Origin of the sequence: Thermosynechococcus sp. HY596 (genome assembly GCF_030518715.1) — a bacterium.
Lineage (GTDB): Bacteria > Cyanobacteriota > Cyanobacteriia > Thermosynechococcales > Thermosynechococcaceae > Thermosynechococcus.
In genome coordinates this window covers 876,034-890,973 of sequence record NZ_CP130346.1, presented here as the reverse complement: position 1 = coordinate 890,973, position 14,940 = coordinate 876,034, and the positions used below count along the sequence as shown (strand labels likewise).

The following is a 14,940-nucleotide window of genomic DNA, read 5'->3' as shown; positions in this document are numbered from 1 at the left end:
ACGGTTCATAAAACATGACGAATAGAGATGCGATGCGTTGGCAACAGCGGTTGCAGAACTTTGGTCGCGCCCTAATCCGCCTAGAAACCGCCTGTGCTCAGGAGGAGTATTCGGAACTAGAGCGAGCCGGTCTGGTACAAATGTTTGAGTTCACCCTTGAACTAGCGTGGAAAACATTGAAAGACCTTCTTTTTTATGAGGGGCTGGATGTGAAAACTCCCAGAGAAGCTATTCGCAAGGCCTTTGAGACGGGCTATCTCACGGAGGAAGACACGGAGACACTGCTAGATGCCTTGGCAAAGCGAAATCTCTTGAGCCATACCTACGAAGAGCAAACGACAAAAGAGGCGGAACGACTGATCAAACACAGGTTGACTCCTGTTTTTCGGAAACTGTACAACTGCTTGCAGGAAAAATATCAACAATGACGGACGGACTCACCCCAGAAAAACGCAAAGCCATCGTTGACACTCTAACGGCCAATCCCAAGGTAGAACGAATCGTCCTCTTTGGCTCACGGGCGATCGGTACCTTCAGAACAACTTCGGATATTGATATTGCCCTCTTTGGCGAAAACCTCACCCTTAGTGATCAAGCTGCCCTTGCCGAGGCGATCGCTGAACTGCCCATTGCCCAACGGGTGGATCTCCTCGTCTATCACAGCATCGAGAATGCAACTCTGCGGGAAGAGATTAACCAGCATGGGGTGGAATGGTTTGCCCGCGACAAGTTGATTAGTGGATAGGGGACTGGCCGCGATAGCCTAAAAGATAGGCTAAAAATGTGCTGCTATTGTCTGGATACTTCGGATGGGTCGCACCTACCGCACAATTGGCATTAACCTCAAGGCCATGCCCCTGGGGGAAAGCGATCGCCTGCTCAGTGTCTTTAGTCGCGATCGCGGGCTGTTGAAGTTAGTCGCCCCCCATAGCCGTGGCTCCCGCTCGAAACTGGGCGGACGGGTGGATTTGTTTGTCGTCAATGACCTCTTTATTAGTCCTGGCCGCAATTTAGATCGCATTCTCCAAGCAGAAACAGTCGCCACCTACCAAGGCCTCAACAGCCACTTGACCACTCTGACCGCTGCCCAATATCTCGGTGAGGTGGTGCTCTACCAAGTCCATCCGCAGCAGCCTCAACCGGATCTCTTTGATTGGCTCTGTACCACCTTAGACCAGCTTCAGGGGGTTTCGAGTCGCGCTGCCCTAGCGCTATTGGTGCGCGGCCTGTGGGGCATCTTGCGATTGGGGGGCATTGCCCCGGAATGGTACCAGTGCCATGAAAGTGGCTGCCAGATTGCTGTTCCTGCGGCGGATACCGACTGGCGGGTGGGCTTTAGTTTTGCTAGGGGAGGCGTTTTTACCCTTACTGAGGCGCGTCCCAACAACTCTCTTGCGGCGGTGTCTTCAGAGGGCAATCGCCAACTGACAGCAAGTGAAGTGCGCCTCGGGCAATGGCTAGCACTGCCCACCACCCCATCCTTGGCACGGGATGAATTCCTTGCCCAAGCCGAGACCTATCCCCTTAGTGTTTGGCTGTCCCTTGAGCGGGTGTTGCGCCAGTACCTGCAATTTCATCTGGAGCAAACGTTGCGAGTGCCCCCCCTCCTTGATAGTTGTTTTTCACCTGTTGCGGTGTCCCAGCCATGACCATTGAGCAGCAAGACATTCGCTTGGATCTCCCCCTACCACCGGTGCCTCCCCTCTGGCAAAACCGCAATTTTATTGCTCTTTGGTTGGCGCAGGTCTGCTCACAGTTGGCTGACAAAATTTACCTTGTATTTGTAATTGCCCTCACTACAGAGTTTTTCCAAGCGGCACACCAGAGTATTAGTGGCTGGGTGTCGGCCATCATGGTGGCCTTTACGATTCCGGCCATTCTCCTCGGATCGGTGGCGGGGGTGCTGGTGGATCGCTGGTCAAAAAAACAGGTGCTCATTGTCACCAATCTCTACCGTGCCCTCCTTGTCTTAGGGATTCCGATCACGATTCTCCTTGGCGCCGGGCAATGGTTTGGGTTTATGGCGCTGTTGCTGATCACGTTTACGATTTCCTGTTTAACCCAGTTTTTTGCCCCCGCAGAACAGGCGGCCATTCCGCTGCTGGTGGATAAGTCCCATCTGATGTCCGCCAACTCCCTCTATACCCTGACGATGATGGCTGCTCTCGTGGTGGGGTTCGCTGCGGGTGAACCGCTTTTGAATCTTGCGAGCCACTGGCACTCCCAGTGGGGTGGGGCTGTCTTTGTCAGTGCCTGCTATGGGGGGGCAGCACTCCTACTCATGCTGCTGCGGCCACCGGATCAGTGTCATCTGCCGCCAACCCACTATCGTCAAGTGTGGCAAGAACTCCGCCAAGGCCTTCAGCTTTTGCAGGAATATACAGCCCTGCGTTTTGCCCTGCTGCAACTCATCCTGCTGTTTGCCATTGTCGCGGCGATGTCGGTTTTGGTAGTGCGCCTTGCGGAGGTCTTACCCAGCCTCGATACGGATCAATTTGGGTTTCTTTTGGCGGCTGCGGCCGGCGGACTCGGGCTAGGGGCACTGCTCTTGAATACGGTGGGCAAGCACTTTGCCTACGGCTGGTCGGGTTTAGTGGGCTGTTGGGGCATGGGGGGCATGTTTCTTGGTCTGTCCCTGAGTTTGGATTCTTTGGCTTGGAGCATGGGCTACATCATTGGTTTGGGCTTCTTTGCCGCCTTTGTGGCGATTCCGATGCAAACCTTAATTCAACTAATGACCCCAGCCGAACAGCGGGGGACGATTTTTGGGCTACAAAATAATCTCGTGAATATTGCCCTCAGTGTGCCCTTGGCGGTGGTTGGTTTAGCGGAGACTTGGTGGGGGCTACAGCCGGTACTCATCGGTTTGGCGGGGGCGATCGCCCTTGGTGGGACGCTGATGACCCTCAGCCATCGCAACGGCATGGTGACCGGCGGCCTGCTCTAAAAGTTCCATAAAAAATCTTAAATCCTTTCATCTTGACGTTTTTTGCGCTACGCTGTAGAGTCAATTGACGCTTTTGCTGGCGTAACTTACCATGTCACCTGCCTTCCCCTCCTCCTCTATGACCTCCTCTAGCCCTGTGATCGCCCTTAAGGAAATGGTGTCGCGGTTACAGCGGGAAAACAGTAAAATTCAGGAGCTATTGGCCTCCCTAAGCTTTGCGCTGCGGAGTTTCAACAACCTGAATCAATTTTTTGAACTGATCCCCCTCATTACCTGTCGGGTCACAGAGGCAGAGGCAGCAGCTCTAGTCTTATTTCGCGCCGATGGTCAGGCTCGTCTTGAACAACTCCATTGTCACGCCAGCGATCAGTGTCCCAATATTCGCGCCGCCCTAGAAACGGCCACCCGCACCCTTGCCAATAGCGTTGGTATGGTGGCAATCGATGCGGAGAATAATCGCGAGATCAGCCGTCCTCGGCTTGAGCAACTTCTGGATCAGCAACTGCGAGAACGCCTCCCCCAAAGCATTCAGTTCTACGGCACGGCGATTCTCGTCAAGGATTCGGGACTCACGGAGCGGGGGCGGCTCTACGTTTTTAGTCAGCAACCTGAGTACGAGTGGAATGAAACGCGGCAGCAACTGTTGCAGGTAATTGCGGATCAAACGGCAGTGGCCATTGCCAATGATGAATTGGCCTTAAAGTTGCGCGATCGCCAGCGTTTGGATCGGGAACTGGAAATTGGGGCAGAAATTCAACGGCGACTCTTGCCCCACCGCTGTCCCAAAATCCACGGCCTCGAGCTAGCCGCCGAGTGTCGCACCGCCAGTTGGGTGGGGGGGGACTACTATGACTTTATTCCCATTACCTATGGCCTCGGCGATCAACAAGACATTGAACAGGGTCGTTGGGGCATTGCCATTGGCGATGTGATGGGTAAGGGGGTACCGGCCGGATTGATCATGACCATGACCCGAGGCATGCTGCGGGCAGAAGCACTCAATGGTCACCGTCCTAGCCGCATTTTGCAGCACCTCAACCGGGCGATGCAGCCGGATTTAGAAAGCTCCCACCGCTTTGTCACCCTCTTTTACTCTGAGTACAACCCGCAAACGCGGCTCTTGGCCTACAGTAATGCGGCTCATCTTCCTCCCCTATTATGGCGAGCTGAAACCGGGATTATCCATCGGCTGGACACCTACGGTATGCTCATTGGTCTGGATACCCGCAGCCAATATCAAGAGGCAGAAGTGCGACTGCAACCCGGCGACACGGTGGTTTACTACACGGATGGCATCACAGAAGCCGATAATCCGAAAGGTAAACGCTTTGAGGAAGAGCGCCTCGCAGCAGTCTTCAAAGAGGGCTGTGCCAAGGGTTTGGGTGCTCAGGCACTATTGGATTATATTTTTGATGCCGTTGATGCCTTTACCAATGCCAGTGGCCGGCGCAGCGATGATATGACGCTAGTGATTCTGCAGGTCATTGACCAGTAGGCAATCCTGCTTGACCCTTGTTTGACCCCATCGAGCTAACAAAGGCACCAGCAAAACCCTTGCCATAACGCACAAGGATTGAAAGTTGCTGCCTCCTCTCCCATTCGAGGGAACCCTCCCAACGGCATGACAATGAAATCAATAAAAGCGGTTAAGATAGCCGCAGGTGCCTGTGAGGTGGGGATGCGCTATTTCGTTGAGGTGAGTTTCCGATGCGATGATGATGCCATTTGGGACATCCTAACCCGTCATCTCGGCTTTGTTGAAGCCAAAACCCTTGAGCAAGCCATGGCACTCCATCATTTTTTTGAGATGCATCCCCTTGTTACTGGTGTGGAAACCTTTGTGCAATCAAGGGAAAGCCAACCCTACCTCCTGATGACCACGTATCCAGAGCGCATCAGCAAGGCCAATGTTCAACGCAGCCGCTTTCAAGAGGCCATTTCCATCCTTGGGGAACATAGTCCGGGACTGGCGGAGTGGCTCTTTATGGAGACCACGGGGGATGAGTATTAGGTGCTCTACTCCACAATAGAGAAAACTATAATATAAGGTCCCCTTGGAGCACACCACAGGAAGCTGTGACGTTGCCATGTCCGACGATCGCCCGCTGCCCCATTCTGAGACTGAGTCCCCTGCCCTGCGCTTAGGACGCAACCCTGGCCTACAGGTGCGCCACGATGAGGTGGAGCGATCGCTGTTGACGCCGATGCTGCAGCACTATGCTGAAATTAAGGATGCCTACCCCCAAGCCCTCCTCCTCTATCGGGTGGGGGACTTCTACGAAACCTTTTTTCAGGATGCCTGTATAGTTGCTCGCGAGCTGGAACTGGTGCTCACCGGCAAAGAGGGGGGCAAAGAAGTGGGACGAGTGGCCATGGCTGGCATTCCCCACCACGCCCTTGAACGCTACTGCCGCACCCTTATTGAAAAGGGCTACGCCATTGCCATCTGCGATCAAGTGGAAGACCCCGCCCAAGCTCAAGGACTGGTGAAGCGGGAAGTGACCCGAGTGTTTACGCCAGGAACGGTGTTGGATACAGAGCTGCTCCAACCACGCCGCAACAATTTCCTTGCTGCTGTTCTCCTTTCTGGAAACCATTGGGGATTGGCCTACGCCGATGTTTCGACGGGCGAGTTTTGTACCACCCAAGGGAGCGATCGCGCCGAGTTAATTGCTGAACTCAACCGCTTGCAACCCGCAGAGATTCTCCTGCCTAGTCAGGCTCCGGACATTAATCGCGTTTTGCGCCCGGGTGAAGCCAAGGATCAATTGCCCCCTGAATTGCCTCCCCAGTGGTGCTACACCCTGCGATCGCCCCAAGATTTTCAGGCAGCGGAAGCTCGCCAACGCCTGTGTCAACGCTTTCAGGTCAAATCCCTCGAAGGCTTTGGCTGTGAACATCTGCCCCTTGCCATGCGGGCGGCCGGTGGCCTCTTGGCCTATTTGGATGAAACCCATCGCCAACAACCAGTGCCCCTGCAAAACCTCAGCACCTACTCCCTCGCCCAGTATCTCTTTCTCGACCCGCAAACCCGCCGCAATCTGGAACTGACGCAAACCGTCCGCGATGGTAGCTTCCAAGGTTCGTTACTGTGGGCGATCGATCGCACAACGACGGCAATGGGGGGGCGTCTATTGCGCCGCTGGCTCCTGCAACCCCTCCTTGATATTGAGCAGATCACGGCGCGCCAAGAGGCCATTGCTGAATTAATGGCCAATAGTAGCCTACGTCAGAGTCTGCACCGCCACCTTCAGGAAATTTATGACCTCGAACGCCTAGCGGGTCGGGCGGGTTCTGGGACGGCCAATGCCCGTGATTTAGCGGCACTGCGGGACTCCTTTCGGACGTTAGTTTCCCTTGCGGCGGTTGTGACGGCAACCCAATCCCCCTATCTCCAAGCCCTTGCCCACCTGCCACCGGTGATTGAGCAGTTGGCGGATACCCTCAGCGCAGCCCTTGTGGATCAGCCCCCCATTAGTCTCACCGAAGGGGGTCTCCTGCGGTCGGGTGCCTACCCCGAACTAGATCAGCAACGCCAGCAAATTGAGCAAGATCAGCAGTGGATTCTTAATTTAGAAGCCCAAGAACGGGAGCGCACGGGCATTACCACCCTCAAAGTGGGCTATACAAAAGTCTTTGGCTACTATCTGAGTGTCTCCCGCGCCAAGCTGAACCAAGTCCCCGATGACTACATCCGCAAACAAACCCTAACAAATGAGGAACGCTTTATCACGGCGGAACTCAAGGAACGGGAAGCACGGCTATTGGCGGCTCAAAGCCATCTTTTTGAACTGGAGTACCAGTATTTTGTGCAGTTGCGGGAGCAGGTGGCCGCTCAGGCCTCAACGATTCGTGAGATTGCGGCAGCGGTGGCAGCGGTAGATGTGCTTTTGGGGTTAGCAGAGGTGGCGCTGTATCAGGACTATTGCCGACCGCACATGACCCGCGATCGCCAGCTTCAGATTCGCGGCGGGCGCCATCCGGTGGTCGAGCAGATGCTACCAGCGGGGTTTTTCGTTCCCAACGATACGGAACTCGGTACAAGCGCTGATCTGATGGTGCTGACAGGCCCCAATGCCAGTGGCAAAAGTTGTTATCTACGGCAGGTGGGTTTGATTCAACTGCTGGCGCAAATGGGCAGTTATGTGCCCGCCACCAGTGCCACCTTGGGAGTGTGCGATCGCATTTTTACGCGGGTGGGTGCCGTTGACGATCTCGCCACGGGTCAATCTACCTTTATGGTGGAGATGAATGAAACGGCCAATATCCTCAACCATGCGGGCGATCGCTCCCTTGTCCTCCTTGATGAAATTGGGCGCGGCACGGCCACCTTTGATGGGCTGGCGATCGCTTGGTCAGTGGCAGAATATCTTGCCACCACCCTCAAATCCCGCACCATTTTTGCCACCCACTACCACGAACTGAATCAACTGGCAACGCTGCTACCCAATGTGGCCAACTACCAAGTGGTGGTCAAAGAACTCCCCGACGAGATTATTTTTCTCCACCAAGTCAAGCCCGGTGGCGCCGATCGCTCCTACGGCATTGAAGCGGGACGCCTTGCGGGCCTTCCTCCTGTAGTGATTCAGCGAGCCCGTGAAGTGATGCGCCAAATTGAAAAGCACAGCAAAATTGCCGTGGGGCTACGCAAAAGTCAAATGAATGGAACTCCGAAAACCGAAACTCCCGAAGAAATTGATCAGGGAGAATTACCTCTTTAACTAATCACCAAAGAGTTTCCATTCATTTCCATTCATTCTGCTTCCCCGAAGAGAAGCAATAGCATCTTCGACATAGCCTCTCCCGGAGCGGATTGCAACCCCCTGTTCCGAGGGATCCCTTTTGAAGGGTGGCAAATTTTATTTTCTACAAGGTCATCGAAAATACTCAAATCCTCTCCCAGAGCGACTCCGAGGGATTCTACGAGAGAATCAACCTTAGGGAGGCTTTGGGGGATCTGTCGGAGCAGGCTCGCAGGCATTCTTGAGCCAGCAGCAGTGGACAGAATTCGGGTGCATAGCCAGCGGCCAGCAAAAAGCTATCATAGATAAGGAATGTAACGTTTTGTTAACAAGGGGGATTTGTGGTTGTCCTGTTGAAGCTACCCCCATCCGTGCGCCAAACGCTACTCAGGCTCGTACTGGCTGGTCTGTTGTTTTGGTCCAGCATTGCCGCAATGTTACCCACATTACCCCTCTACATTGCTGAGAAGGGGGGCACGCCCCATCAGGTGGGGTTTGTCATGGGTGCCTTTGCTGTGGGGCTGATTGGTTCCCGCTCGTGGTTAGGGCCCCTGGCCGATCGCCGGGGACGCAAAATTACATTGCTGATTGGCCTCGCTGTGGCCGCGATCGCTCCCCTGTTTTATATCGTCAGCCACGACCTACCCCTCCTTGTTGCGGTGCGCCTTCTCCATGGCGTGAGCATCGCTGGCTTTACCACCGGCTACATGGCACTGGTGACAGATATTGCCCCACCTGAGCATCGCGGTGAAATCATTGGCTACACCAGCCTTGTCCATCCCATTGGGGTTGCCCTCGGACCGAGTCTCGGTAGTTGGCTGCAAATGAACTACAGTCATAGCTCGGTCTTCATGGTTGCCAGTAGCTTAGCTGCCCTTGGGTTCATGGCTGCCGCAGGCGTGCGGGCGGTGAATATCCCACAGGACTCTGGAGGGTCTCGCCCAGAGAAAGCCCTCTTTTGGCGGCTCTTGCTTTCAGAACGGCTGCGGATTCCCAGCTTGGTGATGCTGAGTGTAGGGCTGACCTTTGGCACGATCGCCACCTTTATTCCCCTGTTTATTGCGGCTGAGCGGCTCAACATTTCGGCAGGGCTGTTTTACTCCGTGGCGGCGATCGCCAGCTTTATCGGTCGTGTGGCCACGGGTTCTGCCTCCGATCGCTGGGGAAGGGGCATTTTCATCTCCGCCAGCCTTGCCTGCTATGGGGTCTCAATGGTGCTCCTCGCCCAAGCCCAAACCCCCTTGGATATCCTCTGGGCGGCGATTCTTGAAGGTCTTGCCGGCGGTGTCCTGATTCCCATGGTCGCTGCCCTGATGGCCGATCGCTCCACCACCGATGAGCGGGGACGGGTTCTCAGCCTCAGTTTAGGGGGATTTGATCTGGGGATGGCCTTGGCAGGGCCACTGCTGGGGGGGCTGATTGATCCTTTGGGTTATCGCCTGATCTTTCGCATGGCGGCGGTCTTTAGCCTCTTGGGGCTAACCTTCTTTTTAACCGCTAGTAGCAAAAGCCTGCCCGATTCCCTGCGTTTTGCCCTCGGCATGGGGCGCGATCGCTATGCCCTGTAGCCTATTATTCTTTGGTATCGTTAGGGATTCGTTACAATTTGTTGAGATCACCCACTAGGGAAGAGCGTGTGTCCACACCAGTTTCGGCCAGTTTGACGCCCACCGGCAAATCCTATCGTTGGAATCGCGAGCGCTACTCAAAAACGCGGCGCTTCTTTGATATTTGGTTTTTTGTCTGGCGATTTCTCTTTGGCCGTTGGCTCCTCACCAAATCTTGGAGCTACTGGGGCGGTATGACCGATGCTAAGCGTGCGGCGCGACGCCGTGCCCAAGCGATCTGGATTCGTGAAACCTTCCTTGAGCTGGGCCCCACCTTCATTAAACTGGGGCAACTCTTTTCTACCCGTGCCGATCTCTTCCCCAGCGAATACGTCGAAGAACTGAGTAAACTTCAAGACCGCGTCCCCGCCTTTAGTTACGAGCTAGTCGAAAAAATCATCTACGAAGACTTTGGCCGCCATATCCCTGAACTGTTTCGCAGTTTTGATCCGATCCCCATGGCCGCCGCCAGTCTGGGTCAAGTCCACAAAGCACAACTCCTCTCAGGCGAAGAAGTGGTGGTCAAGGTTCAACGCCCCGGCCTGCGGCAGTTGTTTGACATTGATCTGGCGATTCTCAAAGGCATTGCCCAATACTTTCAAAACCACCCCAAATGGGGGCAAGGGCGCGACTGGATGGGCATCTACGATGAGTGTTGTCGCATTCTCTACGAAGAAATTGACTACCTCAATGAGGGACGCAATGCCGACACCTTCCGCCGCAACTTTCGCGATCGCGACTGGGCCTGTGTTCCTCGCGTCTATTGGCGGTATACCTCACGGCGTGTGCTCACCCTTGAGTACCTACCGGGGATTAAAATTAGCCACTACGAAGCTCTTGAAGCGGCGGGTCTAGACCGCAAACGCCTTGCGGAACTGGGGGCGAAAGCCTACCTCTATCAAGTCCTCAACGATGGCTTCTTCCACGCTGACCCCCATCCAGGCAACATTGCCGTCAGCCCCAACGGCCAACTGATTTTCTACGATTTTGGCATGATGGGGCGCATTCAACCTGTGACCCGCGATAAATTGCTGAAAACATTTTTAAGCATTGCCCAACGGGATGCCGAACAGGTGGTACAGTGCCTTGTAGAGCTAGGAGCGTTGGTTCCCACAGGCGATCTAGGGCCGGTACGTCGCTCGATTCAGTATCTCCTCGACAATTTCATGAACCAGTCCTTTGAAGCCCAATCGGTGGCTCAAATTAGCGATGACCTCTACGAAATTGCCTATGACCAACCCTTCCGCTTTCCCGCCACATTTACCTTTGTGATGCGGGCATTTTCCACCCTAGAGGGGGTAGGTAAGGGACTCGACAAAGACTTTAACTTCATGCAAGTTGCCCAACCATTTGCGACTGAACTTATGACCAACGGAAACTTCCCCGATCCCAGTAATGGCAGTCTTTTCTCTGAACTGAGTCGTCAAGCGGCTCAAGTGGGCAGCAGTGCCATTGGCTTGCCCCGTCGCCTTGAAGAGGTGCTCGATAAACTGGAAAATGGTGATCTGCGCTTGCGTGTCCGTTCCAGTGAGAGCGATCGCATTCTGCGGCGCCTGAGTAACATTAACTTAGGACTAAATTATGTCGTCCTTATTGGCAGTTTTTCCTTAGTGGCGACAATTTTACTCGTGAACCAGTATCTCCTCTTGGCGGGTGTGGCAGCCGCATTAGCGGTATGGTTTGGTATCCTCTATTGGCGACTCATGCTTAAACTCGATAAGTATGAAAAAATGTTTTAACAAGCAACCCAACATAGGGGGGTCATGGACGTTGCCGGCTTAACTGATTGTGGTCTGATTCGCAAAAGCAATCAGGATGCTTTTTATATTGACGAAAAGCATCAGCGTTTTTTTATTGTGGCCGATGGCATGGGTGGGCACGCTGGGGGCGAGGAAGCCAGTCGTTTAGCTGTCGAACATATTCAGGCATTCTTGGAAACCCACCTTGAGGACCTTCAGCATGACCCTGTGACCCTACTCCGCCAAGCCTTTCTCGCTGCCAATCATGCCATTGTTGAGCAGCAACGCCAAAATACTGCCCGTGCTGATATGGGGACAACGGCTGTGGTGGTTCTCGTTGATGAAAAGGGCGATCGCGCTTGGTGTGCCCATGTGGGCGACTCCCGCATCTACCGCTGGCGCAAAGACCAACTCCAGCAAATTACCAGCGATCACACTTGGATTGCCCAAGCCGTACAACTGGGAAGCTTGACCATTGAGCAGGCGCGGCAGCATCCATGGCGCCATGTCCTCTCCCAGTGCCTAGGCCGTGAAGACCTCACCCAAATTGATATTCAACCCATTGATCTAGAGCCGGGCGATCGCCTGCTGCTGTGCAGTGACGGCTTAACTGAAGAACTCACCGACGAGGTGATCAGTATCTACCTCAGTGAACCCAATGTCGAAAAAGCGGCGGCTGCCCTCGTGAATGCTGCCAAAACCCACGGCGGCCGCGACAATGTCACCGTCGTTGTCATTGGTGTTTAACCCATCAAGCAAAACCTATGCAAACGGAATTTATCCGTCTGACCCTACCCCGACACAGCCTTTCCTCGCCTTTCCATGAGGCTATCGAACAGGCGCTGCAAGCCCATGGTCAGCCCCTGCGTTGGGCGATTACCGCCACCACTACCACAGATCTAACGGTTGAAGCCGTTGTTCTCAAAACCCCACCCCGCCCTTGATACAATCCCTCTAGGTTCTTTGATTCACACCCCTATGACCCGTGCAGGTATTGGCATTCAAACCGCTCAGATTCGCCCCGGACGGGTGAGCGGTCAACTCCACGTCTATGACGGTGCTGGTAAGGGCAAATCCCAAGCTGCCCTCGGGGTTGTTCTGCGCTCCATTGGTCTGGGTATTGCCTCTGCTTGGCCCACTCGGGTACTCCTGTTGCGCTTTCTCAAAGGACCTGGCCGTGCCTATGCCGAAGATGCCGCCATTGAAGCGCTGCAGCGCGGGTTTCCCCACCTCATTGACCAAGTGCGCACTGGCCGCGCTGAATACTTTACTGCCGAGCAAATTACCAAGTTCGATCGCCAAGAGGCACAGCGGGGCTGGGATATTGCCAAGGGGGCGATCGCCTCTGGTCTCTATTCCGTCATTGTTTTAGATGAACTCAACCCCGTCCTAGATTTAGGCCTTTTGCCCGTTGATGAAGTTGTCAACACCCTCCGCCGCAAGCCCGAACACCTAGAAATTATTGCTACTGGCCGGGGTGCTCCTGCCCAACTCCTGCAAATTGCTGACCTCCACTCCGAGATGCGTCCCCTTGTGCATCCTACGGCTCAAGAACAGGGCATTGAAGGCATTGAAATCTATACGGGTGACGGCAAAGGCAAGTCCACCAGTGCCCTCGGTAAAGCCCTTCAGGCAATCGGCAAAGGAATTAGCCGCGATCAATCCCACCGTGTCCTGATTCTGCAGTGGCTCAAGGGGGGGCAGGGCTATACCGAAGATGCGGCGATCGCTGCCCTCAAGGAAAGCTATCCCCATTTAGTCGATCACCACCGCTGTGGTCGGGATGCCATTGTTTGGCGCGGTCAGCAGCAGGAAATTGACTACATTGAAGCCGAACGCGGCTGGGAAATTGCTCGAGCTGCCATTGCCTCTGGTCTTTACAAAACGATTATTCTCGATGAACTCAACCCCACCGTTGACCTCGAGCTTCTCCCCATCGAACCGATTGTGCAAACGCTCCTGCGCAAGCCCCGCACCACTGAAATCATTATTACCGGTCGCTGCAAATATCCCCCCGCCTACTTTGAACTCGCCAGCGTCCACTCGGAGATGATCTGCCACAAGCACTATGCTGAAAAAGGCGTTGATCTCAAGCGCGGCGTTGATTTTTAAGAACAGATGCGAGCCAGCACCGTTTCCCCCACCGTAAACTGCTGCAAATAGGCCATTAGGACTTCAAATTGGGGACGATTGAGGCGGTAATAGACCCACCGCCCTTCTTGACGCGACAGCACGAGATTGGCTCGCCGCAGTGCCTGCAGATGAAACGAGAGTTTTGAGGGGGTCAGGTGCAGGCGATCGCACAGATCACAGACACACAGCTCCTCCCGATGCAGAATCTCAATCACCTTCAACCGCAACGGCTCCCCAAGGGCATGGAAGGCCAATTGAATCTCAGCGGGGTATTCCTGATCAATCTCTGAAACAACCATCACTGCACCGGACAAGGGACACCAAGGGGTTGGCGAAACTGCTCCTGCTCCCCTGTTTGAGCCGTATTCATGGGCTTAGGCGCTTGACTGCGATAAATGGCTTGGCGCAATTGAGCCACTCCTGCTTGGTACAGGCGATCGGCTGCTGTCGTCCACAAACGGGGATTGGTACTCACCTCCTGCGGCAGCGTCACCATTACATTCGGCGTAATCCCTGTGCGGTTAATATCCGTGCCATTGGGCGTGTAGTAATGAGCAACCGTCACCGACAATCCTGAACCATCACTCAATTGATGAATGGATTGTACCAAGGCCTTACCGTAGGTTGGCGTGCCCACCACAATCGCACGACCGTTATCCTGCAATGCCCCTGTGAGAATTTCACTACTGCTAGCAGAGCGGTGATCCACCAAAACCACGAGGGGCAAATTCGTCAATGCCGATTGATTCGCCCGTGCCTGCTCACTGTGGCCACTGCGATCGACCGTACGCACAATCAAACCTTGATTCAACCACATGCGGGCAATATCAATTCCTGCCTGCAATAGTCCTCCTGGATTCCCTCGCAAATCCAAAACAAACCCCTCCACCTTCTCCGCCTCTAGCTTGCGAATCGCCGCGCGCAACTGATCCGCTGCATGGGCAGTAAATTCACTCAGATAGATATAGCCAATGCGGGCACCGCCTTCCTCCTTCACCAGCGATCGCACCGCAGGGAGTTCAATCAATGCCCGTGTCAGCGTCAGGCGAAAGGTACCGCGATTAGGGCGAAACAACTGAAGTTCAATGGGAGTCCCCACCCGCCCCCGAATCCGCCGCGATGCCTCCTCAATCGACATCCGCCGAGTAGAGTGACCATCAATGGCCAGCAGGCGATCGCCCGCCCGAATTCCCGCCTTAGTTGCAGGTGAATTTTCCAGCGGCTCCAAAATCGTCAACTGTTGTGTCTTTTCATCCACCGTCAAGCGAATACCAATCCCCGAAACTTCCCCCGACGTTTGCGTGCGCAAAGCCGTAAACTCCTCTGGAGTCATGAAGCGCGTATAGGGGTCATTCAACTGCTGCAACATTCCCCGAATAGCTGCATAGGCCTGCTGCCGCGACGTGTAGCGCTGCGCCAAAAGTTGCCGCCGTACCGCCAGCCAATCCACCTGATTAAACGACTCATCCACATATTCCTGCTGCACAATTTGCCACACCTCATCCACCAACATCTTGGGGCTATCCTGCATTCGTCCATAGCCTGGTAACGCCGCCGCCAGCACCGCTGCCACCACCGAGGAACCCACCCGCATCCAGTGCCGAAGACCCATCAAACGCATGAATTGAGGCATGACCCTAAAAACCTTTTGAGGAGAGCGATATTTGATGCAATATAGACCGAACTACCCATCAATGTCACTCCTCTATCCAAAACCGATCATCCCTTAAACATTTCTTAAAAATCAAGACCCCACCTAGAAAATCTAGATG

At 54.5% G+C, this 14,940-nt stretch carries 14 protein-coding genes; 12 read left to right on the top strand and 2 right to left on the bottom strand.

Annotation, left to right across the window (positions count from 1 at the left end):
- Positions 1–14 precede the first annotated feature (14 nt).
- From QYC28_RS04510 to QYC28_RS04455, 12 genes are all read left to right on the top strand, one after another.
- Positions 15–428, top strand: a complete 414-nt coding sequence (locus QYC28_RS04510) for an HI0074 family nucleotidyltransferase substrate-binding subunit (RefSeq protein WP_190278225.1) — start codon at positions 15–17, stop codon at positions 426–428.
- Entirely contained in the window at positions 425–745 is a 321-nt protein-coding gene (locus QYC28_RS04505) for a nucleotidyltransferase family protein (RefSeq protein ID WP_149818582.1), read from the top strand. Before QYC28_RS04510 ends, QYC28_RS04505 begins: the two co-directional genes overlap by 4 nt.
- Positions 746–809: 64 nt before the next feature.
- Positions 810–1,649, top strand: a complete 840-nt coding sequence (recO, locus tag QYC28_RS04500) for a DNA repair protein RecO (protein WP_286668981.1) — start codon at positions 810–812, stop codon at positions 1,647–1,649.
- On the top strand, positions 1,646–2,947 hold the full coding sequence (locus QYC28_RS04495; protein WP_149818578.1) for an MFS transporter: 1,302 nt from the start codon (positions 1,646–1,648) through the stop codon (positions 2,945–2,947). The genes recO and QYC28_RS04495 overlap by 4 nt, the downstream gene beginning before the upstream one ends.
- A 118-nt stretch (positions 2,948–3,065) precedes the next feature.
- Entirely contained in the window at positions 3,066–4,442 is a 1,377-nt protein-coding gene (locus QYC28_RS04490) for a PP2C family protein-serine/threonine phosphatase (RefSeq protein ID WP_255451714.1), read from the top strand.
- A 126-nt stretch (positions 4,443–4,568) separates the two neighbouring features.
- Entirely contained in the window at positions 4,569–4,958 is a 390-nt protein-coding gene (locus QYC28_RS04485; RefSeq protein WP_190278224.1) for a hypothetical protein, read from the top strand.
- 76 nt (positions 4,959–5,034) lie between these two features.
- Positions 5,035–7,668, top strand: coding sequence for a DNA mismatch repair protein MutS (gene mutS, locus QYC28_RS04480; protein WP_149818573.1), 2,634 nt, complete (start codon positions 5,035–5,037; stop codon positions 7,666–7,668).
- A 362-nt stretch (positions 7,669–8,030) separates the two neighbouring features.
- Positions 8,031–9,257: an MFS transporter gene (locus QYC28_RS04475; protein ID WP_149818571.1), complete on the top strand. Its 1,227-nt coding sequence runs from the start codon at positions 8,031–8,033 to the stop codon at positions 9,255–9,257.
- 68 nt (positions 9,258–9,325) lie between these two features.
- Positions 9,326–11,035: an AarF/ABC1/UbiB kinase family protein gene (locus tag QYC28_RS04470; protein WP_286626792.1), complete on the top strand. Its 1,710-nt coding sequence runs from the start codon at positions 9,326–9,328 to the stop codon at positions 11,033–11,035.
- Between the two features lie 24 nt (positions 11,036–11,059).
- A complete protein-coding gene (locus tag QYC28_RS04465; RefSeq protein WP_149818567.1) occupies positions 11,060–11,782 on the top strand; it encodes a Stp1/IreP family PP2C-type Ser/Thr phosphatase in 723 nt (240 codons plus the stop codon).
- Positions 11,783–11,799: 17 nt separating this feature from the next.
- Positions 11,800–11,979, top strand: a complete 180-nt coding sequence (locus QYC28_RS04460; RefSeq protein WP_149818565.1) for a hypothetical protein — start codon at positions 11,800–11,802, stop codon at positions 11,977–11,979.
- Positions 11,980–12,013: 34 nt separating this feature from the next.
- Positions 12,014–13,147, top strand: coding sequence for a cob(I)yrinic acid a,c-diamide adenosyltransferase (locus tag QYC28_RS04455; RefSeq protein ID WP_149818563.1), 1,134 nt, complete (start codon positions 12,014–12,016; stop codon positions 13,145–13,147).
- Here QYC28_RS04455 and QYC28_RS04450 read toward each other — a convergent pair.
- Both QYC28_RS04450 and QYC28_RS04445 read right to left on the bottom strand, forming a co-directional pair.
- A complete protein-coding gene (locus QYC28_RS04450) occupies positions 13,144–13,467 on the bottom strand; it encodes a helix-turn-helix transcriptional regulator (protein ID WP_149818561.1) in 324 nt (107 codons plus the stop codon). The genes QYC28_RS04455 and QYC28_RS04450 overlap by 4 nt on opposite strands.
- Positions 13,467–14,789: a S41 family peptidase gene (locus QYC28_RS04445; RefSeq protein ID WP_399363193.1), complete on the bottom strand. Its 1,323-nt coding sequence runs from the start codon at positions 14,787–14,789 to the stop codon at positions 13,467–13,469. The genes QYC28_RS04450 and QYC28_RS04445 overlap by 1 nt, the downstream gene beginning before the upstream one ends.
- Positions 14,790–14,940: the final 151 nt, after the last annotated feature.